Here is a 26,442-nt window from a genome sequence, read left to right as displayed (position 1 = left end):
TACGGAAATTTGAAGATGCCATCCTAGTCAATACGATTATAATTCTTTAAAGACTCCTTTTCATTTTTATAAAGACTTTAAAACACTTACATTTGAACAAAAACAATGATGAAAAAATATTTCCTCCCACTACTTCTTTCAGCTTTTTTTTCCCAAGCTCAGTTGCTGGATAAAACGGCACTGAATATTTCGTACCGTTATACCGGAAAAAATGTTCTTCAGGCGGGATTAGAATACAGACTGGGAGATAGTGACCACAAGTCGATAATTGCAGGTCCTTCTCTTCTCTATACCCGCATTAACCAAACGGATAAATTTATACCGGAAGCGAATATTAACTATATCGATAACGGACTGCTTTTTGGGATATCAGGAAACCCATATTCACTGGAGCCAAGAATTGGTATTTCATTATTCAATGTGATATTTTTAAATACCGGCTATGCCTTTCCAATCCATAAAGAAAAATACTTTAAAGGAATAACTTTTGGAATACAATTTAATATTGCCCCTACAGGTGGTTCAAAATTTTATGATAAAATGAAAGTGATGTAAAGTCAGAACAGATCTTATCTTTATTCATAAATCAGGAAGATGATTGATATACTCACTCCTATATATCTAAAAAAAGCGGAATCAAAATATTTTTGATTCCGCTTTATATTAAAATGATTAATCGTTAATCAAATATTACATATGGATAGGTCTTTTTGCGGTAGCATCCAATGCTGCTTCTTTAATCGCTTCAGCATATGTTGGGTGAGCATGGGAACTTCTTGCAATATCTTCAGCGCTTGCACGGAATTCCATGGCAATTACACCTTCTGCAATAAGATCAGCTGCTCTTGCTCCTACGATGTGCATTCCTAAGACCTCATCTGTTTTCTCATCAGCAATGATTTTCACGAGACCATCTACATCACCACTTGCACGGCTTCTTCCTAAAGCTCTCATAGGGAAAGATCCTACTTTATAAGCTACTCCTTCTTCTTTAAGCTGCTCTTCAGTTTTACCTACTCCCGCAACTTCCGGCCATGTATAAACCACACCAGGAATCAGGTTATAGTTAATATGCGGCTTCTGTCCTGCTAATGTTTCTGCAACAAAAACGCCCTCTTCTTCAGCTTTATGAGCAAGCATTGCTCCTTTGATAACGTCACCGATTGCATAGATATTGGCTACGTTAGTCTGTAAGTGATCATTTACCTTTACTCTTCCTCTTTCATCAAGCTCAACACCTGCTTTTTCAAGTCCAAGACCGTCCGTGTAAGGTTTTCTACCTACAGAAACCAAACAGTAATCTCCTTCTACTACTACCTCTTCTCCTTTTTTATCTTTAGCTGTAATTTTTACAGTATCTCCGTTTCTTTCCACCGCAGAAACCGCAGTAGAAAGCATAAACTTCATTCCTTGCTTTTTAAGAACTTTAGTCAATTCTTTACTTAAAGCTCCATCCATTCCAGGGATGATTTTATCCATAAATTCAACAACCGTTACCTGAGCTCCTAATCTCAGGTATACAGAACCTAGTTCAAGACCGATAACACCACCTCCGATTACTACTAAATGCTTAGGAATTTCTTTTAGGTTCAAAGCTTCCGTAGAAGTAATCACTCTTTCTTTATCTAAAGTAATGAAAGGCAATGTAGATGGTTTAGAACCTGTTGCAATGATTGTATATTTAGACTCGATTGTTTCAGAAGAACCATCGTTTTTAGTCACTTTAATCTGAGTAGCAGATTCGAAGCTTCCTACTCCTTCAAAAACAGTAATCTGATTTTTGTTCATCAGATAGCTGATCCCATCTGTATTTTGCTTGATCACTTCGTTTTTACGCTCAATCATTCTGGCGATATCCGCTTGCGGCTCATTGATAATGATTCCGTGACCTGCAAAGTTATGTTTTGCATTTTCGAAATGCTCAGAGCTGTCAAGAAGCGCTTTTGACGGAATACATCCAACGTTAAGACAAGTTCCGCCTAAAGTTGAATATTTTTCAATAATTGCTGTTTTGAAACCTAATTGTGCTGCACGGATCGCTGCAACATAACCACCGGGACCGGAACCTATTACGGTAACATCGAATTGACTCATGTTATTGTATGAATTTGTTTATTATTATCTATCTTAATTCTCACAAATTTACATATAAATTACCAAGCACCAAAGTGAGTTTTATCAATTTTAAAAATGATAATTATATGTTTTAGTTTGATGAAAAGTATTATTTTATGAACTTTATATTTTCCTCACTTCCCTCCTTCAGGTAAATTGCGGTAAAGACAAGTGGTTGTTCAGCAGATGCATTATCAAAATGAAGGATTTTCACATTTTTAGGCTCATAAAATGCATCTCCTTTGTTCAGTACCACTTTTTCCTGTCCTTCTATCTGAAAAACAGCACTACCGGAATTGATTATCCCTACAACGGGACAAGGGTGCAGATGTTCTGGTGCTCTTTGTCCTGCAGCCATTGTGATTTCCTGGATCTCTGTAGATTTTACTTTCTGACCAATAGCAGTTTTTAACAGTTCTTTTCTGGAGATTGACTTCTGCTGAGCTATCATTGCAACAGAGTTAAGCATTACAGCAGCAATTATAAATGGCTTCATAAATCTGGTATTTAATTTTAAGAAGTCAGCACAGAAAATTATACTTTCAACGTTCCTTGTCCGATAGTTCCCGTACTTTCAAAAAATGATCCTCCGTAAACATACCATTCAAGGCTTTCCAGATATTCCACAGCATTTTCCGGAGTGATATGAGGGCGGTCTTTTTTGGAAACAATTCCTTTATACCATCTCCCCGATTTGGAATAATGCTCATATTCCACAAGATAATGAATCCATATTCTCTGACACAGCTTGCACTGCTGAATCGTTACTTCTCCGTACCTTCCGTTAGTATGATCTATACCTAATTCCGAACTTCTGAATTCTGTATAATGGAAGTCAGGTTTTTCACAAGCGCATCCTAATTTGGGAATTTTCTTCATTTTTATCCTTACTTAATTTTGGAATGTAAAAATAATAAAAAAACATCACCTGATTCCGCAATAAAATCTGTATCAGGCAATCGTTTTGATATACTGGAGTTTATGTATAAGTTCCTGACATTTCTCTATGAGCAGTGGTCTATATTTAGTTTCAATTATATCTAAGCGAGCGTCTAAGCCTGATATATATTTCTGGTTATAAAGATGTCTTTCATTTGTAAAAGGGAAAAAACGGGTTGCCGAAGAAAATTCTTCAAAAATTTTTATATCAAGATCATCGAAAGACTGAATATAGTCTGCCTGATCATACAGATATTCCATTTTTACGCATCCTTCACGAAGTTTAACCTGACCTGTGGCCATGGCAATTGCATTTGAATGCATCTTCTTTATGTATCTATTCCGTTTTAGTTCATCAAATCTATTCACCTTACTTTAACTTTACCAGATCCAGTAGCACTTTCTCGTATTTTTCCAATATAATATTCTTTGAAAATCTGGATTTTATAGAGTTTTTCACAGCATCTCTGTTATAGCTGTTCTGAAGTACTCTCATAATCTGCTGAGCAAAATCTTCATAGTTTTCAATATTTGAAATTTCCCCATTCACAGTGTTCTGGATGATTTCATTAATACCACCCGGACAATTATTCGCCAGGGAATAGGTTCCGCATGCTCCTGCTTCCAGTAAAACATTAGGAAATCCTTCATACCTTGAAGAAAGGATGAACAGATCAGCATATTTCAAGAACTGATAAGGATTTTCCTGTCTGCCGTGAAAGATGACATTCTTTAACCCTAGAAATTCTTTCATCTGTCGCAAAACTTCTCTGTCTTTGCCATCCCCCAGTATATGAAGAAGAACATTTTCATTTTTAAGCCTTGAAAAAACCTTCAGCAAATTATCAAACCCTTTTCTGGAGGATAAGTTACCAATAGCCACTACATTTTTATAATTGTATTTGAAACAATCGGGTTTTAAAGACAGGGCCATTTTCTCTTCGATGAAATCAAAGTCTACAGGATTGTTGATCTTGACGATTTTCTTTTTCTTGATATTAAAGTTATCAATCAGGTCCTTCATCATATCATCGCTCTGTGCAATGATCTTCTGGTAATTATTGTAAAAATTATAGAAGAATTTAATTTCTTTTCTGGTTACATGCTGCGTGACTACATTTGTTTCTCTGGCAATAAACTTTGTCCTTGGGAATAGTTTGATAAACAGGGACAGGTAAGCATTTACTTCACCAAAACCTGAAAATACAATATCAGGTTTCCTTCTGTAAATTTCTCCCAGAATAGGTTTTAACGAATGTCTTATCCGCTCTGTATTGATGTCAATAATTTCTACATCTTTTTTTAAAAAATTAAGGTATCCGCCTTGTTTACGTAAAAGCAAAATCTTAGGTTCAAACCGATCCCTGGAAAGATGATTTGCAATAGTGGTAACAATTCTTTCTGCACCCCCGGTTTCTAAATCCGGCAGAATAAATATGACAGATATTTTTTTCATCAGTTAAAGTTACTAAAAAGTTTTATTACATGTCAAATATTGAAGTAATGAAGATTGTAAGGAAAGCTTCTGTAATGAGTCAGCAGCTTATTACAATATTAAGCATGTTGTATTAAATAAAAAGGAAATATGTTATACTACTCCACAAAAAAAGTCCTTCTTTCAGAAGAACTTTATATTATTTTTAAAATACACAATCCTAGTTGGCCACATCACTAATGAACTTAATCCTTAACATTCTTACTTCTTCATCAGACAATTCGTCACCAAATTCATCAAGCAATACTTTCATACTGTCACTGTCAGACTCATTCATAAACTCCATAAAACCATCTACAATATCTTCATCAAAATTGTCTTCAATATAATAATCAATATTCAATTTTGTACCCTGATAGACAATACTTTCCATCTCTTTCAACAATTCATTCATAGAAAGATTTTTTGCTCTTGCAATGTCCTCAAGATCTATTTTTTTATCTGTACTCTGGATAATGAAAACTTTATGGCTTGATTTATTAGCCACTTGTTTCAATACCATATCCTGAGTTCGTTCAATATTATGGTCTTCTACATATGTCTTTATAAAATCTGCGAACTCTTTACCATACTTTTTAGCTTTTCCTTCTCCTACGCCGTAAATTTTTGTAATCTCTTCTACTGTGATCGGATACTGAACCGTCATATCTTCCAGACTCGGATCCATAAATACGGTATATGGAGGGATTCCATGCTTCTTAGCTACTTTTTTTCTTAGTTCTTTTAGCTGGTTAAAAAGATTCTGATCAAGGCCACCTCCTGCCTGTTGTTGTATCTGATCACTATCTGCTTTTGCCTGAGTAAGGTCGAATTCCCTGTCTTCTGCAATTAGAAAGACCTCTTTGGACTTTCCGCTCAGTACTTTTTTACCTTTCTCAGCAATTTTTAAGACCCCGTAAGTTTCAATATCCTTTTGTAAAAAATTCTGAACAGTAGCTTGTCTCAGAATGGTCTTCCAATAATTATCCTTCTCTTCTTTTCCAAAACCAAAATGTGGACTTTGTTCAAGCTTATAGGATTTTGTTACCGCTGTTTCTTTTCCTGCTATTACCGATATAAGATCTTTGGCTTTGAACTTCTCCCCCGTATCCTTAATCAGGTCTATCACTTTTTTCAGGTCGGCAGTAGCATCTTTAAGTTTTGGAGGATTGGATGAATTGTCACACATCCGGGCTCCGTCTCCGTTTACAGGGTCAAAGCTTTCACCAAAGTAGTATAAAATATACTGTCTTCTGCTCATTGATGTTTCGGCATAACCCACTACCTCATTCAAAAGCTGTAATCCGATTTCTCTTTCAGAAACCGGTTTCTGAGCCAGGAACTTTTCCAGCTTTTCAATATCTTTAGGATCATAGAAGGCAAGGCAGTGTCCTTCTCCTCCATCTCTTCCTGCTCTTCCTGTTTCCTGATAATAGCTTTCCAGTGATTTTGGGAAGTCATAATGAATAACAAAGCGTACATCAGGTTTGTCAATTCCCATACCGAAGGCAATGGTAGCAACAATTACATCTACTTCTTCCATCAGGAATTTATCCTGGTTTGCTACTCTTATTTTTTGATCAAGTCCTGCATGATAAGGAAGTGCATTAATCCCGTTAACCTGTAAAAGCTGGGCAAATTCTTCTACTTTTCTTCTGCTAAGACAATATACTATTCCTGACTTTCCTTTATGTTGATTAATAAATTTAACGATTTCCTTATCTACATTGATTTTCGGACATACTTCATAATATAAATTAGGACGGTTAAAACTTTCCTTGAAAACCAGTGCATTGGTCATTCCTAAAGTTTTCTGAATATCATCCTGGACTTTAGGAGTTGCTGTTGCCGTCAGAGCAATTACCGGTACATTGGCAATTTTATCGATGATTTGTTTCAGGTTTCTGTACTCAGGTCTGAAGTCATGTCCCCATTCTGAAATACAGTGTGCCTCGTCAATAGCAAAGAAAGAAATTTTAACTTCTTTCAAAAAGTCCAGATAATCATCTTTGATCAATGATTCGGGAGCTACATACAAAAGCTTGGTCTTTCCGCTTTTAATATCGTCAAATACCTGCTTTGTCTGGGTCTTGTTTAATGATGAATTTAATACATGGGCCACCCCATCATCAGATGAAAGGCCATTCACTGCATCTACCTGATTCTTCATTAACGCGATTAAGGGCGAAACGACTATTGCCGTACCTTCCGATATCAATGCCGGAAGCTGATAACATAATGATTTTCCACCTCCGGTAGGCATCAAAACAAATATATCTTTCCCATCCAGTAGGTTTTCTATAATTTGTTCCTGTTGTCCCTTAAATGTAGAAAACCCAAAATACTTTTTCAATTCGCCTGATAAATTGGCTTTTTTTGCGCTCATCTAATTTTCTATTGCTAAATTTGCATCTAACCCAAAGTTATAAAAATTCTGCTTAAAATAAAAGCGAACGAATTTATAAAAAATAAAATTTATATTAAATATTCTTTTTAAAATATAACGTTTTTTAAGAACTTTTTTGTATACCTTATCGTAGAAAAATGGACACAACCAACATTATATCAATTGCTAAAAGTACTTTAGAGATCGAAATTTCAGAACTTGAAAAATTAAAAAACAGAATAGACAGCCAGTTTGCACAAGCTGTGGAGATCATCCACTCAGCAAAAGGAAAACTGATCGTAGTAGGAATCGGAAAATCAGCTCATGTAGGAAATAAAATTGTTGCTACTTTAAATTCTACCGGTACTCCATCTCAATTCCTTCACGCATCCGAAGCCATTCACGGAGATCTCGGGGTCATCCAGAAACAAGATGTGGTTTTGTGCATTTCCAATTCAGGTAACTCACCGGAAATAACTAACCTGGTTCCTTATTTAAAGGATTATTCTTCTGCTTTGATTGCAATGACCGGAAATAAAAACAGTAAACTTGCTGAATTCTCAGAAATAATCCTGGATACTCATGTTGATGTAGAGGCCTGCCCGAATAAGCTGGCTCCTACAAGTTCTACTACAATTCAGATGGCATTGGGTGATGCTTTGGCAGTAGCTTTAATGGATCTGAATGATTTTAAAGCAAATGACTTTGCAAAATTCCATCCGGGAGGAAGCCTGGGAAAAAACCTGACAGCCAAGGTAGAACAGTTTCTATCCTCTCAGAAACCGCAGGTTACAGAAGAAGCTACAATAAGGGATGTCATAATCTCCATCAGCGGATCCAGCCACGGGATTACAGTTGTCACCAATGAAGATAAGATTATCGGGGTCATTACAGACGGAGACCTTAGAAGAATGCTGATGAAAGGAGAAGATATCAGCAAGGTTCTTGCTAAGGATATCATGTCTGCCCATCCGAAAACCATCGAAAAGGAAGCCCTGGCTAAAGAAGCCATGAAAATATTGAAAGACAACAATATCGGACAGCTTATTGTTACTGAAAATGGCACCTATTTCGGCATTATCGATTTACATAAACTTCTGGACGAAGGCATCAATTAACAAGCGGAATTGATAACAGGAGCCTGAGCCGGAAATCCACTGAAACGGAAAGTTTAATTAAGGGAAAATCTAACTCACTTCTGTCAATTTTTTCATAAATTTGTCACTTTAAAAATTTTATTCCGTGAGTGATGGTAAAGACATGTCCTTCCTTGGGCACATTGGAGAATTACGAGGACACCTTATCCGTTCAATTATTGCGATTATAATTGCTGCTTTTGTAGTAGGATTCAATATTAACTGGATAATGGACCATATCTTTTTCGGTCCTACCAGAAATGATTTTCCTACCTTCAGGGTTGTTAATCACTTTTCAAGAATGCTTTTAGGAGAAGACAGCATTCATCTTCCGAAAGATTTTCCTGTACGTGTACAAAGACTTTATCAGCAATTTAATGTCATGATGGCTGTTTCTATCTTTGGAGGAATTGTAGCTGCTTTCCCCTATATCGTATGGGAATTATGGCGTTTTATAAGTCCTGCATTGCATCCAAGGGAAAGGAAAAACTCTATATATATCATTAATGCAGTCTGGATTCTTTTTATGACAGGAATTCTGTGCGGTTATTTTTTAATCCTTCCTTTTGCAGTAAATTTCGGGGTTATTTTTAAAATTTCAGATATTATTGTTCCTCTGTATGATCTGAGTGACTATACAACATTATTTCTTCAGGTGATTTTGGGAATGGGGGTTATTTTCCTGTTTCCTATCCTGATTTACTTCCTGACCACTATAGGAATTCTGACTCCGGTCTTCATGAAAACGTATCGCCGTCATGCTATTGTTTTAATTATGGTTGTTGCAGCAATTATAACTCCTGCTGATGTTTTAAGTATGCTAATGGCAGCTTTCCCTCTGATTATCCTGTATGAATTCAGTATTATGATGTGTACTTTCACTTACAAAAGGGTTCAGAAAAGTAACGGTAACCTTCCTGTAGTACAGGACTAAAATGTATTTCAATAATATAAAAAGGTCTGTTTTCACCGGTGAAAACAGACCTTTTTATTTATATGCATCCCCTTTTAATTTGACTCATGTATTTTTCTATTGTCTATTAATTATTTTTTATCTCTTTTACAAGTTTGCTGTAAATTAAATTTTCTATTTTTGAAAAGATTATTAATAAAGTTTAAATGAAAAAATTGTCATACACCCTGTTATTTGCATCAGGATTGGTTTTTGGACAGTTCTTTGAGAAAGGGAAGGTTTTTACCAAACAGGATACTTTAAAAGGTTCCAATACGGAATTCCGGAATTTTTGGGATGTCAAAAAATATGATCTTTCTGTAGAACCGGATTTTGAACAGAAAAGCATCAAAGGAAATAATACAATCAGCTTTGAGATTATAAAAGATGTTACCAATCCTGTTTTTCAGATTGACCTTCAGCAGCCTATGAAAGCTGATAAGGTGGAAGGTAGCTTTCCTATTGCCGGTTATAAGCAGGATGGAGATTTTATTTTCATTACAACAAATAAAAAATTCAAAAAAGGGGAAAAATACACCATCAACGTTATCTATTCCGGAAATCCAACCATTGCTAAAAAGGCACCCTGGGATGGCGGATGGGTTTTCACTAAAGATGAAAAAGGAAACCCATGGATGACAGCTGCTGATGAGGGAATAGGAGCTTCCATATGGCTTCCTACCAAAGATATCTGGAGTGATGAACCTGATAACGGAATCATCATGAAAATTATAACTCCTAATGATCTGGTGGGTGTGGGTAACGGCAGGCTCATTAATAAAAAAACTACCGGCAGTAAAACTACTTATACCTGGGAAGTAAAAAATCCTATCAATGCCTACTCCATTATCCCGAGTATAGGAAAATATGTAAATTTTAAAGATGTATTTGAGGGAGAAAAGGGAAAACTTGATCTGGATTACTGGGTACTTGACTATAACCTGGACAAGGCAAAAAAACAGTTTCAACAGGTAAAGCCGATGCTTTCCGCATTTGAGTATTGGTTCGGGCCTTATCCCTTCTATGAAGATTCATACAAACTTGTAGAGTCTCCTCATCTGGGCATGGAACATCAGAGTAATGTTGCCTATGGAAACAAATATCAGAACGGCTATCTTGGCAGAGATCTTTCCGGAACAGGAGTTGGATTAAACTGGGACTTCATTATTATTCATGAAAGCGGCCACGAATGGTTCGCCAATAATATTACCGCAAAAGATCAGGCTGATATGTGGATCCATGAGAGTTTCACCAATTATTCCGAGACTCTTTTCACGGAAAAATATATGGACAAAAAATCTGCTGAAATCTATGTTCAGGGGATCAGGAAACTGATAGACAATGACATTCCTATTATTGGTCAGTACGGCGTGAGAAATGAAGGCAGCGGAGATATGTACCCTAAAGGTGCCAATATGCTTCATACGATAAGACAGGTAATCAATAATGATGAAAAATTCAGACAGATTTTAAGAGGCTTGAATAAAGATTTTTATCATCAGACTGTTACTACTCAACAGGTTGAAAATTATATCATATCAAAATCAGGAATTGATTTTTCAACGGTATTTAACCAATATTTAAGAACTACCAAAATTCCTACTTTGGAATATTCTCAGAATGGCGAAACGTTAAAGTTCAGATATACAGATGTCGTTAAAAACCTGAAGCTACCCATCAGAATTAACGGAGACCAGACAATAACTCCAACAGAAAACTGGCAAACTGTAAAACTTAAAAAACACAGTCCGGTTGAGCTCAATAACAACTATTATATCAATTATAAAAACGTCCAGTAAAGGGACAACATACGAAAAGGCAAAATCGTTAAAGAAAACGGTTTTGCTTTTTTATTTAGGTTCATTGAATACAAATTCATCATTCTGATCTTTTTTATTAAAAATTTTAAGAAAAGTTTAATACATCATTCCGTAACAAAGTGAGAAATAAAACAACTATTTAACTATAAAATTTTAAACCTAATGAGAAAAACAGCACTTAGCTTAGGCCTTTTTGCCGCTTTTTTAGCAAATGCGCAGTCTATAAAAACAACCATTGACCTTGTCAATGTAAAAGATGATAAAGTAGCCGTTACCATGGAATTTCCGAAAATGAAATCCGGTGATGTTAAATTTCATTTTCCAAAAACAGTTCCGGGTACCTACTCTGAGGATGACTACGGAAGATTTATAGAAGGCATTAAATTTTATGATAATAAAGGAAGAGAACTCTCCTATTCCAAAGTGAATGACAACAGTTACTCATTAAAGAATGCACAGAATTTAAGTAAAGTTACCTATCTTGTAAATGACAGCTTTGATGAGGAAATGGACACCTCAAAACATAAGGCTGTATTTTCTCCTTCCGGAACAGATATTGAACAAGGAAAAATATTCATGATCAATACCCATGGTTTCATTGGCTATATTGATAATATGCAGGATGTTCCTTATCAGCTGATTATTCAGAAACCTGCCGGCTTTTACGGAACAACGGCTTTGGTAGACCAGGATAAATCGGAATCTACTGATACATTTACTCTTGCGAATTATGCTAAAGTAACAGACTCTCCTCTTATGTATACCAAACCGGATTATATTACGTTTAATGCAGGCGGAATGGAACTGGTATTGGGAGTTTATTCTCCGACAGGAAAGTATAAGGCAGCCGATTTTAAAGACAATCTTGAAAAGATGGTTATTGCTCAAAAGAAATTCCTAGGAGACATGAACACCAATAAAAAATATGCCATCATGCTTTACTTATCTGGTGGTGAAGGACCAAATATCAAGGGATTCGGTGCTCTTGAGCATCATGAATCAACGAGTGTGGTACTTCCGGAAATGATGCCGAAAGATGCGATTGATAAAACCATTACAGATGTAGTTTCCCATGAATTTTTCCATACTGTAAATCCTCTGAAAACACATTCTGAAGAAATTCACTATTTCAATTATGCAGACCCTAAAATGTCCCAGCACCTCTGGATGTATGAGGGGGGAACCGAATATTTTGCCAATTTATTCCAGATCCAGGAAGGATTGATTACCAAAGAAGAATTTTTGCAGAGAATCAATGAGAAGATCACAAATTCTAAAAATTATGATGATACCATGCCGTTCACGGTAATGAGTAAAAATGTATTAAAGGAACCTTATAAAGACCAATACAGAAATGTTTACGAAAAAGGTGCTCTTCTGGCGATGTGTCTGGATATTGAATTAAGAAAGTTATCAAACGGGGAAATGGGATATCGTGATATGATCAGAAAGTTATCCCAGAGATTCGGAGAAAATAAACCGTTCAAAGATGACAAGCTGATTGATGAACTGGTAGCAGTAACAGGGTATTCTCAGGTGAAAGATTTTTATAATAAATATATTGCAGGAAGTCAGCCCACTCCTTATAACGAATACCTGAATATGGTAGGCGTAGAATTACAAAAACAGGAAACTCCTCCTATTTTCTGGTTTATTAAAGACCCTAATCAGACCGGATATGATGATAAAGATAATGCCTTTGTCTTTGATGAAAGTTCTGCACTTTCTCCTTTTGCAAAAAGTATCGGATTTAAAATCACGGATAAAGTTCTGGCTTTAGATGGTAAAACGATCAATGTTCAGGATATGCAGTCTTTTATTAATTATGCAAAAACAATCAAAGAAGGACAAAACGTGACCGTAACCGTTCTTCGGGGTAACGGAGATAAGAAAGAGAAAATAGATCTTAAAGGAAAAGCTGTACTTGATAAGCTGACGATGGAGATGCTCCGATACAAAGCCAATCCTAGTCCGGAAGAGCTGAAACTGCAAAATCAGTGGCTGACTGGTAAAAAATAAATATAAAAAGCGGGGAACTTTCCCCGCTTTTGCTTTCTATATATCAGTTTGCCCTGTTAAGACTCATACTTTTTTAATGGTTATTCTGAAGGTGCTTCCTTTTCCGACTTCTGTCTGAGAAATTTTAATATCCCCGTTATGATATTCATGCACTACTCTTCTTGCCAGGGAAAGGCCTAATCCCCAGCCTCGTTTTTTGGTAGAATATCCGGGTTTAAAAGCATTTCTGGCCTGTTGCTTGGTCATCCCACTTCCGGTATCTTTTACCTCAATCAGAATATTCTTATTTCTTTCAAAGACCGACATTGTGATGGAGCCTTCTCCTTTCATCGCATCTACAGCATTTTTCACCAGGTTTTCGATAACCCAGCTCATCAGAATCCTATTATGAGGTACTAAAAGTCTGTAAGCAGGCAGATGTAAAGTGAAATTCACTTTTCTGGAAATTCTTGTCTTTAAATAATCATAATTCTCCTGAATGGTTTCATTAAAATCCATATCATTGAGCTCCGGAACAGAACCTATTTTTGAAAAACGTTCTGAAATAGTTCTGAGTCTTTCAATATCTTTTTCAATCTCATGTACCCCATCTGAATCAGGGTTATCCAGTTTCATGATTTCCATCCATCCGATCATAGAAGACAACGGTGTTCCGATCTGATGTGCAGTTTCCTTAGCCAGTCCTGCCCAGAGATAGCCCTCATCCGTCTTTTTAATCGTTCGGAAAAACCAGAAAGAAAAACCAAAATACAACAGGATAAACAATCCTAAAATATAGGGAGAATACCGGAGATTATTGAGCAAACGGGAGTTATCATAATACACAAACTGATTATTCCCATCCGGTACCTTGATTTCTATGGGTTCATAATTTTTCTCCATATTCCTCATCAGATCCTGTAATTTCTCCGGATCCTTAATTGTGCTTTCGGGAATATTCCTGTAGTATCCAAGATCAAGAATAGGATTTTTATACTTATCAGTGACGATGAAAGGAATGGTATTATTAATGTTAAGAATTTCCGGCAAAAGATCCAGAACGTCAGTATCCGGAGTTTTGACTTCCTGCTGAATCCTGATTGCTTTGGAAAGAAGATTAATCCTCTTGATTTCCTCTTTTCTGAGAAAATTGATTAAGGATGTGGAAGCCACTACTATGCCTACCACCAAAGCAGTCATTACCACAAAAATAATCCAGTTATTGAGTCTGGTTAATATAGACTTTCTCAAGTTGTTTATTTTAAAACATTCAGAATTTTCTGCAGCTCGGCACTTCCACTACCCTGATAGTTGTTGATAATAATTGAAAACACATATTTTTTACCGTCTTTCGCAGTATGATAGCCTGCAAAGGATTTGGTATCTCTCATGGTCCCGCTTTTCATTTTCATCCCATTTTCCTGCACCGGAAATCCATCATAATAAGCTTCAAACCATGGTTGCTTTTTGGCATATAATAATGCCTGTACCTCAGCTTTTGCTGCAGCATAGTTTTGAGGTGAAAGCCCGCTTCCGTCTGCAAAGTTGATCATATTGGGATTAATTCCTTTTGATTTCCAGAATTCTTTAAGGTAAGAAACACCACTTTTAAAGCTGGCATTTCCTCTTTTCTCTTTTCCCAATGTTTTAATTATCGTTTCCCCATAGAGGTTAATACTTTTTCTTAAAAACCAGTATACAATTTTATCCAGAGTCGGAGACTGATATTTAAGGATGATATTATTTGCAGGAACTTCCAAAGTCTGTTTTCCTTCTATTTCAAGCTGTGACTGGGTTACCACCGTTCCTGAAATATCAATTCCGGCTTCTTTCAGCCACTGTTTTGCTTCTACCCCCAACTGCAAAGGCGGATTAGGAACTGCCCCCGAAACCGTTACTGTCTTTCCGCCAGGCAGCATCCCGTTAATTAAGGCTACATTAGAATGGGGAGCCGTAAAAATCAGGCTTTGATCTGAGCTTCCTCCTGTTTTAAGATCATTCAGCCATTTTACCCCTTCCAACGGATATGAAAAACTTTTAAATTGGGTCCCGTTAATATTAATGTCAAATTGGTTTTCCCTCCAGTTAATCCCCCAAACTCCGGCTCCGTAATAATTTCCCAGGTCATCCCACGGCCAGCCACCAGGAATAGTCTGGTGATCAAAATAAGAATCATCAATAATCAGGTCTCCGGATATTTTGGTAATTCCGGAATTTTTAACAGCTTCTATAAATTTGTTTTTAAAATTTTCAGGTTTGTACGCATCGTAGCGCCAACTTCCCAATGTAGGATCTCCGTTGGAACTGATAAACAGATTTCCGTTCAGGATACCATTGGATATGCTCCCGGAATAACTGGAAGTGGTAGTATAGGTATAGCTTTTCCCTAATATTTCCAACGCGGCTCCTGCTGTAAAAATCTTTTGTGTGGAAGCTGTTGAAAGACCTTTGCTTCCCTGGTATTCATAGATAAGATTTCCATTGTCATCAGAAACATAAAAAGATAAGCTGGAGGAAACAGCCCCTGAAGAATCCATAAGATCTTTGGTTACTTTATCTAATTTCTGTTCAATGTTCTGTGCAGAGACAATCTGAACAGAAAGGGAAAGAATCACAAATATTTTTTTCATTGTTTATTATTTGATCTGATCTGATTTATTGCCTGGCATACTCAGCACTTTCTTACCATAACAATACTTATTGTTACGACAAATGCTGAAACACGTCATAAATTCAGATCAAATATAGTTAAAATAAAAGCTTATCGTATTGCCTTTAATCTTTGTATTATAACAACAGGTCAGACAGCGCTTCCTGGTTTTATTTCGTAAGGCTCTTTATCTTTTTCAAAAATTCTTGTCAGTTCACTCCCTTCAACGGTAATGATATCCCCTTTTCTTCTGATCCAGTTACCTTCTCTTAATCCTACGACCTTGATATCATTTTGAGTCAGAAATTCTTTAATTCTGGTTTCCCTGGTTTCCCCGTTGTGTTTCAGATCCGGATTTGGATCCAGATAATGCGGATTGATATTGAATGGAACCAGCCCCATACAGTCAAAGCCCGGAGGATAAACAATAGGCATATCATTCGTAGTTTTCATGTTCTGCCCCCCGATATTACTCCCTGCACTGCAGCCCAGATATGATTTTCCTCCCGCTACATTTTCTTTCAAAACAGACATAAGACCTTCTTCATGTAAAGTTTTAACCAGTAAAAAAGTATTTCCACCACCGGTAAAATAGCCTTTTGCCTGATTCAATGCCTCCGTTTTATTATCAAATTCATGAAGACCTTTTACATTGATGTTGATCGTTTCAAAAAAAGAACGTGCTTTTTCCGTATACTCATCATGTGAAATACCTCCGGGTCTTGCAAAAGGAATAAATATAATTTCGTCAATCCCGCTATACAGCTGAATAAGTTCTTCTCTAAGATATTCAAGATATTCTCCACCGAATAATGTGGATGTTGAGGCCAATATGATATTCATACAAGAATTATATTATAAGTTATAGCAAAGATAAAAACCCCACAGGAACGAATCAAAAATTCATATAAAAAATTTCATGTATCCGTTAATATTTTCTAAAAAAGCTTAAAGCTTCTAAAATTTGATTTTTTATGGAATTATTCTTGAATTTCGATACTTAGAATTTTTAAATATAAGATTATGAAAATGGCTAAAGTTAATATTAAAAATCTATTTTTAGGTTTAATACTTGTAGGGACTGCAAGTTTTGTAAATGCACAAACCACTCAAACAGACAGTGCCAAGGCAACAGCTAATACGGCTAATACAACTGCAGCTCAGGCAGGTAACTCCACTATCGAAGGTCTTAAAAAACAAGTTGAGGCCAATCCAAAAGATACGGAATCATTGGCAAAACTAGCTGCTGCTTATCAGGAAGCTTCAGACTGGACCAATGCTATTGATACCTGGAAAAAAATATCAGCTCTGTTACCGGATTGGGCACCGTCTTATTACAGTCAGGCATATGCATATCAATCTGCAAAAGATGATGCCAATGCAAAACTTGCTTATGAAAAATATATTGCTACTGTAAAACCGGAAGAAGTGGAACAAAATAAGAAAAATCTGGCGTATGCCTATTTCTATCTCGCTTTTGCAGAACAACAGAGCGATCCTAATAAAGCAAAAGAACACATTGCTAAATCTCTGCAGTATGATCCAACCAATCAGGATGCAATAAAGCTTAGCAAAACTTTAAATTCATAAGAAAAATAAATCCGGAATATGTTCCGGATTTATTTTTATACGACAGCCGGTTAATCAATCTGCTTACCAAAAAAATCTGCTTCACCATGCAGATGCCGGATGATCTTTTCAATATTCCGCTCAATAGCTGCTTCAGTCTTCAGATTATTGATATATCGGATCAGTTCCTGTTTTCTTGAAGGAATTAATTTTTCAAAATTTGCAGAGGCAACCGAACTTTGTTTTATGGCCAGTTCAAGCTTGGGATGAATGGAAATACTCCTGTCAGAACCATCATATTCCAATACAATTTCAATAACTTCTCCTATTCTTCTGGGAGATTTTTCCAGCATCATCAGATTAATGTAGAGCCTCCACTCGCCCAGATATTTCATCAGGTTCTGTTTGAATTCTTTACCGTTTACAGTTCCTTTTACAGGAATAGGGCTCTTCGTCCTTCCCGAATCGTGAAAGATCTGTTCCAGTACATTTTCCGGAATAAAAACAAAGGGATTGATTCCTATAATCTCCAATATTGCTGTAAAATTTCTTTCTTTCATAAATAACAAATGTAATCTGTTTCCGGAAATGTACAATATAATTTGTATTGTATTGATACAATATATATATCCGGATATTAAAGGCTCATGAACAGATAGCCCTTGGAATCAGATATTGTATCATATCAGACATTGTATATAACTCTTCCCCACCACTCTTTTATCTCTGAGTTTATAATTTCTATTTCATCATTTATAACTCAATTAATTCTCCTATCTTTGCTTAAATAAATCTATTTAATTTAACGAAATGAAATTTTTTATTGACACAGCTAATTTAGAGCAAATCAAAGAAGCTAAAGACCTTGGTATTTTGGACGGAGTTACTACCAATCCTTCATTAATGGCTAAAGAAGGAATTCAGGGAGCTGAAGCAATCAAAAACCATTACAAAACGATCTGCGAGCTTGTAGACGGTGATATTTCGGCAGAAGTTCTTTCTACAACTTATGAGGAAATGATCAGAGAAGGAGAAGAATTGGCTGCTATTCACCCGAATATCGTTGTAAAAATCCCAATGATCAAAGACGGTATCAAAGCATTAAAATATTTTTCCGATAAAGGAATCAAAACAAACTGTACATTGATCTTTTCAGCAGGACAGGCTCTTTTGGCTGCTAAAGCAGGAGCTACCTATGTTTCTCCTTTCCTTGGAAGGTTAGATGACATTTCAACGGATGGATTAAATCTTATTCAGGAAATCAGACTTATTTTTGACAACTATATGTTTGAAACGGAAATCCTTGCTGCTTCTATCCGCCACTCAATGCATATTATTGACTGTGCAAAAATCGGAGCAGATGTGATCACTTCTCCGCTTCCTCCGATCCTTAGCTTATTAAAACATCCATTAACAGATAACGGATTGGCGCAGTTCATTGCAGATTCCCAGAAATTAGCATAAGAACTGACAGCACTTTAAAATATATAAGTCCCGGAACAATCCGGGACTTCTTTATTCAGATTTACTGACGATCATCTTATTCTATTATTTTCACCACTTTACACGGATTTCCCACTGCCACTACATTATCCGGAATATTTTTGGTAACTACACTTCCCGCTCCTATCACTGAATTATTTCCAATGGAAACTCCCGGAAGGACCACAACGTTTCCCCCTATCCAGACATTATCTCCTACCGTAATAGGATAAGCATATTCCAGTCCTTCATTTCGTTGTTTTGGATCAAGCGGATGACCCGCTGTATAAAAACTACAGTTTGGCCCGATGAAAACATGATCTCCAAATTTCACTTTTGCACAATCCAGAATAACAAGATTATGATTGGAGTAAAAATGTTCTCCAACTTCAATATTATATCCGTAATCACACCAGAATGCCGGCTCTATACAAATATTTTCCTTTGTGCTTCCTATAATTTTCCTGATCAGCCTGTTCCTTTTTTCTTCGTCAGAATTTTTAAGCTCATTATATTGTCCGCATAAATCTTTACAGGCAAGCCGTTCATTAATTAATTCCTGATCATAGTTAGCATTATATAAAAGTCCTGCTGCACATTTTTCCTTTTCTGTCATAATGATCGAAGTGTTAGAATTTAAGACTTAAAGGTAAGCAATCCGGCATTTAAAATTCAGTAATTTTAAATTACAAAAGAAAAACAGGATACATAAATGCATCCTGTTTTGGTTATAAAATGAATTGATATAGTTCTAATTTACCAGGTCCGGTTCAATTGGATTATTATCTTTCTGAAGAGATTCTTTTGTTCTTTTTTCCATCTCCCTGAACACCTGATTGGGATCTGAGAATTCCCTTCCATCTGCAGTTTTCACTTTAAATGCTACTTTAGAGTTTGTATCTCCTCCATTCTTCATCATCAGTTCTCTCATATTCTTGGTAGGATCATTTACATAAGCTTTCCAGGCTTTTTTGAACTGCTCTTTTGTTACTTCTATCTCTTTACCAAATAGACCCAGTATTTTTACATTTTCAGGAAGCTGTGTCTCTTTTTCAGCCTCTGTAGCTTTTACTGTTTTATTTCCTGCTAATACCATACTGTGAGATCCTGTAGCGTCTTCAATCTTTACAATCAGCCCTGGTAATCCATAAAATTTATAGGGTCCGTCCTGAAAAGGAATCTCAGTTGTAAACCAAGCGGTCCATTCTCTTCCTCCGAAGCTGGTGGTTGCTTTCTGTGCATTGTATTCTCCTATTTTCTGTTTATCCGGTAAAATATTCCACTCAGGTTTTTTATCTTCCTTTATCTTATATTTGTCTACAGAAATATTTCTGAAAAGATAGGTTTTAAAATCAGGGTATTCTTTGGTTACTTTATAAGAGACCTGTCCCGGCTTCTCTCTTCTGTTTACACTGATGCTTCCCCCGCCTGCTTTCAGCTGTTTTTCAAGATCTGCCCTTCCGATAGAATCTGCAACAAATTTATCATGGCTATAATAATTTGAACCATTTTTATCGATATCCAGAAGCATCATTTCTGTTTTTACCTCCGTCTTATTATTAGAGTCAGGAATGAACCTGTAATCATAAAAAAATCTGTTGACCTGGGCACTAACAGCACTCCCCAGTAACATACAGAATAGAATTGTATTTTTCATATTGAACATTATAAAAAGCTTTGCCAATTAAATTGACAAAGCTTAATGGAACTTTATTTCTTTGTCTGAATTCTTATTTCAGCTTGCGGTATTCCTCTCATTTTATTTTCTTTGATCACATTAATGCTTGCAATATTTTCAGCTTTAAAAGTATTGATCTCTTCTTTTGAGACTTCGCTGCCGTTGATAAAGTATCTCACATCATAGCCATCTGTTTTATATTGCTTAATTCCCCTGGCTGCAAGATTCCCCTGTCCGTCTCTTTTAATATAATCTGCTTTCATAATGATTACCTTAGGAGCATCACCCTGTTTAAACGAATGGATTTCTTTAAAGTTCCCCATACTTTCAAAAGCAACTTTTCGGGCCTCTGTTCTTGCTTTCTCAGCTTCAATCCTGATTCTATCGCCTTCTTTTCGGATTCTGTCGCTCTCTATCAAAGCCCTTTCACCTTCTATTCTAGCTTTTTCTCCCTCAATCCTTGCTTTTTCACTTTCCTGCATTGCTTTTCGGGCCTTTTTCATTGCTCTGCGGACTTCAGCTTTTTCTTTAGGACTTAGATCCTTATAATAGACTGTGTTATTATTTTTAAAATAAATTGCTCTTGGTGCTTTTGGCGGTCCCGGAGGAGTATCCGGAGCATCCGGTGGTGACGGAGGATCTGGTAAATCAAGATCAAGGTCAGGCAGATCAGGCACTTCAACTTTTAGATTGTCCAGAGCTTCCATTTTATTTTTCCAGTCAGGAGATTTGAAATAGCCATCTACCAGCCTGGATGTTTCATCCCCTATTTTCCCCATTTCTGAGGCAAGCAGCGTTATTTCTTCTATTTTCTTATCAAAAGCTGAAGTTTCAGGTTTCAGTTTACTCAGTTCTTTGCTTTTTTTATTGAGCTCTTTCTGAATTTCTGCCGATCTTGCTTTTAGTTCAGGCAATTCTGGTATTGGGTTTTTAACTTCTTCATACTGTATTTTTCCAGGTCTTACCGTATCTTTCTGAATTTGTGAAACTGCTTTTTGAATATTGATGTTGGTTTCTTCAATTTCTTTATTCTTAGCATTTACCATATAAGCAAAAGCTACTGAAAATAAAACGGGCAATGCAAAAATTCTTCGCGCATATCCGAACTTGGTTTTAGGTTTTTGTAACATTTTAAGTCTTTTTTTAAGGTTTGAACTTAGAAACGGACTGGAAGCAGGCAACTGGGTTCCGGAAAAGTGGCTTGCTAAAAGCATCTGCGCAAATGCTTTGGTGTCCGAATGTTTTACGGCTTTTTTGTCAGCCAGGTATTCATGGATCAGATTAATTTCTTTTTTTATGATATGAAAAAATGGATTAAACCATAAAACAGAAGTAATAATCTCGATAAAAATCTTATCAAAAGAATGTTTCTGCTCGATATGCACCATCTCATGCTTTAAAATCTGTTTTCCGATATCAGAATGCAGGGTAATAGCATTCCTCCAGAAAAGGTTTTTAAAATAAGAGAACGGAGCTTCGCTAAGGTCTGTACGGTAAAAATTGATCCCGTCAAAACTTTCTTTCTGAAACTGCTTCTTAAACTGCTGGATTTTGAAAATTCCATAGACAAGCTTCCCTAGGAAATAGAGAGAAACCAGTCCCAGAGCTGAAAAAGCAATGTTAAAATAAATGTAACCATGGTCTATTTTTTTTTCTGTATTAAAATTCTGAATCTTATCAAGAAGCATAAAAACATCATTATTCACTTCTATGGTAAAGTCATCAATCCTGATCAGGGGCAGCAGCAACGAGATCAACATCGCAGACAACAGATAAAATCTGTTATAATGATGGAATGTCTTGTCTTTTAAAGACAACTGATAATATAAAAACATTACACCTGAACATACAATTACTTTTGCAAAGTATAGAAGTATTGCTTCCATGATATGTTAGTTTTTCTTTTTAAGTTCATCTAACAGCATTTCAAGATCCTGTACGGTCATTTCATTTTTTTCCACGAGGAATGAAACAGCACTTTTATAGGAGCCTTTGAAATAATTCTTTACCAGACTTTTCATAGTCTTTCCTGAATACTGCTCCTTGGTAATCAACGGGTAGTATTCATGTTGTCTGCCATGTACATCATATTTTACAAATTCTTTATCCTTGAGCACTTTTAAAATGGTAGAAACCGTATTGGTATGCGGTTTAGGTTCAGGAAAGAGATCCAGAATATCTTTTAGAAATCCTTTTTCTATTTTCCATAAATACTGCATTACCTGTTCTTCTGCTTTTGTTAGAGTCTGAATTTTCATATCCTTTTCATTTATCTATTATGGTGACGTAAAATCCTTTAATCTTATATCACTAAGAAATTAGTTATACAAATGTAGAAATAAAATTGACCTGAACAACTATTTTTTTAGTGATAATCAGACAAACAAACATAAATAACTGATAATCAATTAAATAATTTTAAACAAAATATATTAACTTATCAACAATAAGAATTCATTACCTGTATGATCAATATAAAAAGAAGCTATTTCCTATATAAATTCTTAAGATTTGTTAATTTTTATTAAATAAAATTAAAATGGATTTGTTTAAACCGGGAAATTATATTTATTTTAGTGCTTTAAAAATTTCTCATGAAAAGATATAATTTACTGATTGTACTATTGCTGCTCATTTTTAACGTTACTACGGCACAAAAGAAAAAATCCCCGGCGGCTGACCTCAGCGTATTAAAGGAAACAAAATCAAAGATTGAAGCTACCGTTCCATTAGTAATTCAACATCTTCAGGCTATTGCTACTAAGGAAAGTGACAATACCATTTTAACAAACGGAAAGATTGCAGTAGGTAAAGAATATAAAATTTTAGAATCTGAATGGTTTTTATACAGAAATAATATGAAAAACTGTATCCTGAACAACTCTTCTAAAAAATCAAAGAAATGTATGGAATATCATACCCAATACCTGAGAAATACATTAATCAATTACAATAATTACATTACAAACCTTACCAGAAAAAACGGATATTTAGGAGTGGAAGGGGATACAAAATTTGATTTCAAGCCTGCAGATATTGCAACGAAGTTAAGTGAAGCCTATTTCAACGCCAATGATGCTGCCGGAAGAATGAAAGCGAATCAGAAAAGAGAGTTTTTAGATCAGACTATGTCTGATGATAATAAATTAACTCCTTTTGACCAACTGGCTCAATAATATATAATCTTATATAAAAAAAACAAAAAAGAGAACTATTAAGAAATAGTTCTCTTTTTTATTTGATGCAAAAATCTCCGCCTAAAAAGCAGTTTCTGGTATTAATCCTAAACTGTAGGGAAAAAGTAGAAAATAAGGCGGAGATCTTTTTGCATTTCACTCTATAATCAACTGTCCTAAATTCTGATAAAGAGTAAAGCAAAAATAGGTTTATATCTCTTATCTGTGAAGCAATATTTGTAGAATTAAATAATATATTATGTAGAAATAATACTACTTAATTTCCTTCTGTATTATTTCCACCAGTGATAGTAGTTATGTGTCCCGTCATATTCAAATCCGCACCGGGGGTAGAGTGTATTCCCGATTTCATTTGTTTTTTCTGTTTCAAGCAGAAGACCACAAGCTCCTGTTTCTTCACACCATTGTTTACTACGGTCTATTAGAGCTATGGAAAGGCCCTTGCTCCGATAATCAGGATGAACAAACAAGTCACTCAATAACCATTGTTTTTGTAATTTTGTATAATGAAACAGTTTATATAGCTGAACAAACCCTACTGCCTTTCCATCAGCTATAGCAAGAAATATATCTGATTCTCCGTTTAAAAACCGTTCTTTTAAGAAGGCTTTTCCTTTTTCCATGTCTGACTCCTGACGGTAAAAAATACGGTAAAGATTAAATAATCCGGCTGTTTCGTTAAGATCTTCAAGACCTGCTTTTCTGATTGTATACTCCATCGTTATATATATATTTATTAACACCACAAAATTAGCTTTAAGCAATACTGTTTGTATCATCCAGATATAACTTATAGAGGTGGTCCAGAAATACGTTCTCCCCGCAGTACAGATAAAATATCACATGTTCCGGATTTTATATTTTCATTTAAAACAGGACCTTTGTTCTGTAAAATCATGACATGACAGATATTATCCAAAAGATCAACAGTATCGACTGGCATCAGATCACCGAAGCCATGCACCGGAACGGCTATGCTCATATTCCGGGTTTTCTGCCGGAGAAAGAATGTGAAATATTAAAATCAGGCTACCATCAGCCCATATACCGTAAAACAGTGGTGATGGCCCGCCATCGTTTTGGTTTAGGTGAATATAAATATTTCAATTACCCTCTGCCGGAACTTATTCAAACCATCAGGACCTATATTTATCCTCATCTGGTTCCTATTGCCAACTCCTGGTTTAAGGCTTTACAGATCGACAGAATTTTTCCGGAACGCCATGAAGAATTCCTGAAACAATGCCACCATAATGGCCAGCACAAAGCAACCGCTTTAATCCTGAAATATGGTAAAGGCGGCTTTAATACACTTCATCAGGATTTATATGGTGATCTGTACTTTCCAATTCAGGTCGTACTTATGCTGGATGAACCGGAGAAAGATTTTGCAGGCGGAGAATTTATCCTCACGCAACAAATTCCAAGAGCCCAGTCAAAGGCAGTGGTCTTACAGCCCAAAAAAGGAGATGCCCTTATTTTTACCACAAATTTCAAACCCGAAAAGGGACTCAGAGGGTATTACAGGGTAAACGTGAAGCATGGAGTCAGTGAAGTAAAAGAGGGATCCCGTTGTACATTAGGAATCATTTTCCATGATGCCATATCTTAACCCAGATCTTATTTATTTTTATGCTACAACACACCCAACTATCGGATTTTTCTTTAAAAAGTAAAATCCACAGCCGGGAAATCCGGTTTGCGGGAAATAAAAAATTAAAGATCTACGGATTGCTCCGTTGTACTTCCGGTAAAAGAATGAAGAAAGAAAACAGGGTTTTCTTTGGCTCCGCAGAAGAAGCGGTGCAAAACAACTATCGTCCCTGCGGAAACTGCATGAAAAAAGAATACAATATATGGAAAAAGCAACATACGGATAAGGTGTGAATCGCTACAATCTGCTATCATTAGTCAATAAAAAAAGAGAAGCACATATTATGCTTCTCTTCTTAGTAGCGGGGACACGACTCGAACGTGCGACCTTCGGGTTATGAGCCCGACGAGCTACCTACTGCTCCACCCCGCGGTGTATTTTTAGAGTGCTTACCGAAAGCACTGACTTAGTAGCGGGAACCGGACTCGAACCGATGACCTTCGGGTTATGAGCCCGACGAGCTACCTACTGCTCCATCCCGCGGTGTATTTTTAGAGTGCTTACCGAAAGCACTGGCTTAGTAGCGGGAACCGGACTCGAACCGATGACCTTCGGGTTATGAGCCCGACGAGCTACCTACTGCTCCATCCCGCGGTGTATTTTTAGAGTGCTTACCGGAAGCACTGGCTTAGTAGCGGGGACACGACTCGAACGTGCGACCTTCGGGTTATGAGCCCGACGAGCTACCTACTGCTCCACCCCGCGGTGTATTTTTAAAGTGCTTACCGAAAGCACTGACTTAGTAGCGGGAACCGGACTCGAACCGATGACCTTCGGGTTATGAGCCCGACGACCTACCTCCGGCTCCATCCCCGGTTGGATTTTTAGAGTCCTTACCGAAAACCCTGGCTTAGTACCGGGAACCGGACTCGAACCGATGACCTTCGGGTTATGAGCCCGACGAGCTACCTACTGCTCCATCCCGCGGTGTATTTTTAGAGTGCTTACCGAAAGCACTGGCTTAGTAGCGGGAACCGGACTCGAACCGATGACCTTCGGGTTATGAGCCCGACGAGCTACCTACTGCTCCATCCCGCGGTGTATTTTTAGAGTGCTTACCGAAAGCACTGGCTTAGTAGCGGGAACCGGACTCGAACCGATGACCTTCGGGTTATGAGCCCGACGAGCTACCTACTGCTCCATCCCGCGGTGTATTTTTAGAGTGCTTACCGAAAGCACTGGCTTAGTAGCGGGAACCGGACTCGAACCGATGACCTTCGGGTTATGAGCCCGACGAGCTACCTACTGCTCCATCCCGCGGTGTATTTTTAGAGTGCTTACCGAAAGCACTGGCTTAGTAGCGGGAACCGGACTCGAACCGATGACCTTCGGGTTATGAGCCCGACGAGCTACCTACTGCTCCATCCCGCGGTGTATTTTTAGAGTGCTTAC

Annotated in this window: 25 protein-coding genes and 9 tRNA genes; 10 read left to right on the top strand and 24 right to left on the bottom strand. The window is 36.7% G+C overall.

Annotated features, from left to right (window positions below; genetic code table 11):
- Window positions 1–105: 105 nt before the first annotated feature.
- On the top strand, window positions 106–555 hold the full coding sequence (locus DRF59_RS13875; protein WP_241505596.1) for a hypothetical protein: 450 nt from the start codon (window positions 106–108) through the stop codon (window positions 553–555).
- A 135-nt stretch (window positions 556–690) separates the two neighbouring features.
- On the opposite strand, the gene lpdA is transcribed toward DRF59_RS13875, so the two are convergent.
- From lpdA to recQ, 6 genes are all read right to left on the bottom strand, one after another.
- Window positions 691–2,094: a dihydrolipoyl dehydrogenase gene (gene lpdA / locus DRF59_RS13870; protein WP_115961212.1), complete on the bottom strand. Its 1,404-nt coding sequence runs from the start codon at window positions 2,092–2,094 to the stop codon at window positions 691–693.
- Between the two features lie 130 nt (window positions 2,095–2,224).
- The gene (locus DRF59_RS13865; protein WP_115961209.1) at window positions 2,225–2,611 is read right to left on the bottom strand and encodes a cupin domain-containing protein; all 387 of its coding nucleotides are present in this window, start codon (window positions 2,609–2,611) and stop codon (window positions 2,225–2,227) included.
- A 38-nt stretch (window positions 2,612–2,649) separates the two neighbouring features.
- Window positions 2,650–2,994 (bottom strand): hypothetical protein, encoded by a 345-nt coding sequence (locus DRF59_RS13860; RefSeq protein ID WP_115961207.1) that lies wholly within the window; start codon window positions 2,992–2,994, stop codon window positions 2,650–2,652.
- A gap of 72 nt (window positions 2,995–3,066) precedes the next feature.
- Window positions 3,067–3,423, bottom strand: coding sequence for a DUF2489 domain-containing protein (locus DRF59_RS13855; RefSeq protein WP_262510636.1), 357 nt, complete (start codon window positions 3,421–3,423; stop codon window positions 3,067–3,069).
- A 1-nt stretch (window position 3,424) separates the two neighbouring features.
- The gene (locus DRF59_RS13850; protein WP_115961201.1) at window positions 3,425–4,510 is read right to left on the bottom strand and encodes a glycosyltransferase; all 1,086 of its coding nucleotides are present in this window, start codon (window positions 4,508–4,510) and stop codon (window positions 3,425–3,427) included.
- Between the two features lie 199 nt (window positions 4,511–4,709).
- Window positions 4,710–6,914 carry a DNA helicase RecQ gene (gene recQ / locus DRF59_RS13845; RefSeq protein ID WP_115961198.1) on the bottom strand — a complete coding sequence of 735 codons (2,205 nt, stop codon included), beginning with the start codon at window positions 6,912–6,914 and terminating at the stop codon, window positions 4,710–4,712.
- Between the two features lie 158 nt (window positions 6,915–7,072).
- Between recQ and DRF59_RS13840 the strand changes: the two genes are divergently transcribed.
- The 4 genes from DRF59_RS13840 (at window position 7,073) to DRF59_RS13825 (ending at window position 12,841) form a co-directional block, all read left to right on the top strand.
- Window positions 7,073–8,032, top strand: coding sequence for a KpsF/GutQ family sugar-phosphate isomerase (locus DRF59_RS13840; RefSeq protein ID WP_115961195.1), 960 nt, complete (start codon window positions 7,073–7,075; stop codon window positions 8,030–8,032).
- A 124-nt stretch (window positions 8,033–8,156) separates the two neighbouring features.
- A complete protein-coding gene (tatC, locus tag DRF59_RS13835) occupies window positions 8,157–8,984 on the top strand; it encodes a twin-arginine translocase subunit TatC (protein ID WP_185144922.1) in 828 nt (275 codons plus the stop codon).
- A 185-nt stretch (window positions 8,985–9,169) separates the two neighbouring features.
- Complete coding sequence (locus DRF59_RS13830; RefSeq protein ID WP_115961189.1) at window positions 9,170–10,801, top strand: M1 family metallopeptidase; 1,632 nt, start codon at window positions 9,170–9,172, stop codon at window positions 10,799–10,801.
- Window positions 10,802–10,984: 183 nt separating this feature from the next.
- Window positions 10,985–12,841, top strand: a complete 1,857-nt coding sequence (locus DRF59_RS13825) for a M61 family metallopeptidase (protein ID WP_115961186.1) — start codon at window positions 10,985–10,987, stop codon at window positions 12,839–12,841.
- A 63-nt stretch (window positions 12,842–12,904) separates the two neighbouring features.
- Here DRF59_RS13825 and DRF59_RS13820 read toward each other — a convergent pair whose 3' ends face one another.
- The 3 genes from DRF59_RS13820 to pepE form a co-directional block, all read right to left on the bottom strand.
- On the bottom strand, window positions 12,905–14,071 hold the full coding sequence (locus DRF59_RS13820) for a sensor histidine kinase (protein ID WP_115961184.1): 1,167 nt from the start codon (window positions 14,069–14,071) through the stop codon (window positions 12,905–12,907).
- Between the two features lie 5 nt (window positions 14,072–14,076).
- On the bottom strand, window positions 14,077–15,450 hold the full coding sequence (gene dacB / locus DRF59_RS13815; protein WP_115961181.1) for a D-alanyl-D-alanine carboxypeptidase/D-alanyl-D-alanine endopeptidase: 1,374 nt from the start codon (window positions 15,448–15,450) through the stop codon (window positions 14,077–14,079).
- Between the two features lie 170 nt (window positions 15,451–15,620).
- Window positions 15,621–16,313, bottom strand: coding sequence for a dipeptidase PepE (pepE, locus tag DRF59_RS13810; RefSeq protein ID WP_115961178.1), 693 nt, complete (start codon window positions 16,311–16,313; stop codon window positions 15,621–15,623).
- Window positions 16,314–16,493: 180 nt separating this feature from the next.
- On the opposite strand from pepE, the gene DRF59_RS13805 reads away from it, so the two are divergent.
- Complete coding sequence (locus DRF59_RS13805; RefSeq protein ID WP_115961175.1) at window positions 16,494–17,060, top strand: tetratricopeptide repeat protein; 567 nt, start codon at window positions 16,494–16,496, stop codon at window positions 17,058–17,060.
- Window positions 17,061–17,110: 50 nt separating this feature from the next.
- Here DRF59_RS13805 and DRF59_RS13800 read toward each other — a convergent pair whose 3' ends face one another.
- Window positions 17,111–17,599, bottom strand: a complete 489-nt coding sequence (locus tag DRF59_RS13800; RefSeq protein ID WP_115961172.1) for a YdeI/OmpD-associated family protein — start codon at window positions 17,597–17,599, stop codon at window positions 17,111–17,113.
- A 250-nt stretch (window positions 17,600–17,849) separates the two neighbouring features.
- Between DRF59_RS13800 and fsa the strand changes: the two genes are divergently transcribed.
- Window positions 17,850–18,503, top strand: coding sequence for a fructose-6-phosphate aldolase (gene fsa / locus DRF59_RS13795; RefSeq protein WP_115961169.1), 654 nt, complete (start codon window positions 17,850–17,852; stop codon window positions 18,501–18,503).
- Between the two features lie 76 nt (window positions 18,504–18,579).
- On the opposite strand, the gene DRF59_RS13790 is transcribed toward fsa, so the two are convergent.
- The 4 genes from DRF59_RS13790 to DRF59_RS13775 all read right to left on the bottom strand — a co-directional run bounded on the left by DRF59_RS13790 (window position 18,580) and on the right by DRF59_RS13775 (window position 22,457).
- On the bottom strand, window positions 18,580–19,137 hold the full coding sequence (locus tag DRF59_RS13790) for a sugar O-acetyltransferase (protein WP_115961166.1): 558 nt from the start codon (window positions 19,135–19,137) through the stop codon (window positions 18,580–18,582).
- A 135-nt stretch (window positions 19,138–19,272) separates the two neighbouring features.
- Window positions 19,273–20,178 (bottom strand): GLPGLI family protein, encoded by a 906-nt coding sequence (locus tag DRF59_RS13785; RefSeq protein ID WP_115961521.1) that lies wholly within the window; start codon window positions 20,176–20,178, stop codon window positions 19,273–19,275.
- A gap of 53 nt (window positions 20,179–20,231) precedes the next feature.
- Window positions 20,232–22,085, bottom strand: a complete 1,854-nt coding sequence (locus DRF59_RS13780; RefSeq protein ID WP_115961163.1) for a M56 family metallopeptidase — start codon at window positions 22,083–22,085, stop codon at window positions 20,232–20,234.
- 6 nt (window positions 22,086–22,091) lie between these two features.
- Window positions 22,092–22,457: a BlaI/MecI/CopY family transcriptional regulator gene (locus DRF59_RS13775; protein WP_115961160.1), complete on the bottom strand. Its 366-nt coding sequence runs from the start codon at window positions 22,455–22,457 to the stop codon at window positions 22,092–22,094.
- A gap of 336 nt (window positions 22,458–22,793) precedes the next feature.
- Between DRF59_RS13775 and DRF59_RS13770 the strand changes: the two genes are divergently transcribed.
- A complete protein-coding gene (locus DRF59_RS13770) occupies window positions 22,794–23,375 on the top strand; it encodes a hypothetical protein (RefSeq protein ID WP_115961157.1) in 582 nt (193 codons plus the stop codon).
- Window positions 23,376–23,668: 293 nt separating this feature from the next.
- Here the strand turns inward: DRF59_RS13770 and DRF59_RS13765 are convergent, their stop codons facing one another.
- Window positions 23,669–24,115: a GNAT family N-acetyltransferase gene (locus tag DRF59_RS13765; protein ID WP_115961154.1), complete on the bottom strand. Its 447-nt coding sequence runs from the start codon at window positions 24,113–24,115 to the stop codon at window positions 23,669–23,671.
- A 182-nt stretch (window positions 24,116–24,297) separates the two neighbouring features.
- Between DRF59_RS13765 and DRF59_RS13760 the strand changes: the two genes are divergently transcribed.
- Together DRF59_RS13760 and DRF59_RS13755 are read left to right on the top strand one after the other, a co-directional pair.
- Entirely contained in the window at window positions 24,298–25,008 is a 711-nt protein-coding gene (locus DRF59_RS13760; protein WP_115961151.1) for a 2OG-Fe(II) oxygenase, read from the top strand.
- A gap of 20 nt (window positions 25,009–25,028) precedes the next feature.
- A complete protein-coding gene (locus tag DRF59_RS13755; RefSeq protein WP_115961148.1) occupies window positions 25,029–25,283 on the top strand; it encodes an Ada metal-binding domain-containing protein in 255 nt (84 codons plus the stop codon).
- 66 nt (window positions 25,284–25,349) lie between these two features.
- Here DRF59_RS13755 and DRF59_RS13750 read toward each other — a convergent pair.
- The 9 genes from DRF59_RS13750 to DRF59_RS13705 form a co-directional block, all read right to left on the bottom strand.
- Window positions 25,350–25,422, bottom strand: a tRNA-Met gene (locus tag DRF59_RS13750).
- Between the two features lie 38 nt (window positions 25,423–25,460).
- Window positions 25,461–25,533: transfer RNA gene (locus tag DRF59_RS13745), tRNA-Met, on the bottom strand.
- Between the two features lie 38 nt (window positions 25,534–25,571).
- Window positions 25,572–25,644: transfer RNA gene (locus tag DRF59_RS13740), tRNA-Met, on the bottom strand.
- Between the two features lie 38 nt (window positions 25,645–25,682).
- A tRNA-Met gene (locus DRF59_RS13735) sits at window positions 25,683–25,755 on the bottom strand.
- Between the two features lie 149 nt (window positions 25,756–25,904).
- Window positions 25,905–25,977, bottom strand: a tRNA-Met gene (locus DRF59_RS13725).
- A 38-nt stretch (window positions 25,978–26,015) separates the two neighbouring features.
- Window positions 26,016–26,088: transfer RNA gene (locus DRF59_RS13720), tRNA-Met, on the bottom strand.
- 38 nt (window positions 26,089–26,126) lie between these two features.
- Window positions 26,127–26,199 (bottom strand) — tRNA-Met (locus tag DRF59_RS13715).
- Window positions 26,200–26,237: 38 nt separating this feature from the next.
- Window positions 26,238–26,310 (bottom strand) — tRNA-Met (locus DRF59_RS13710).
- A 38-nt stretch (window positions 26,311–26,348) separates the two neighbouring features.
- Window positions 26,349–26,421, bottom strand: a tRNA-Met gene (locus tag DRF59_RS13705).
- Window positions 26,422–26,442 lie beyond the last annotated feature (21 nt).

It is taken from the genome of Chryseobacterium flavum, from assembly GCF_003385595.1.
GTDB classification, from domain to species: domain Bacteria; phylum Bacteroidota; class Bacteroidia; order Flavobacteriales; family Weeksellaceae; genus Chryseobacterium; species Chryseobacterium flavum.
This window is presented reverse-complemented; position numbering and strand designations above follow the sequence as displayed.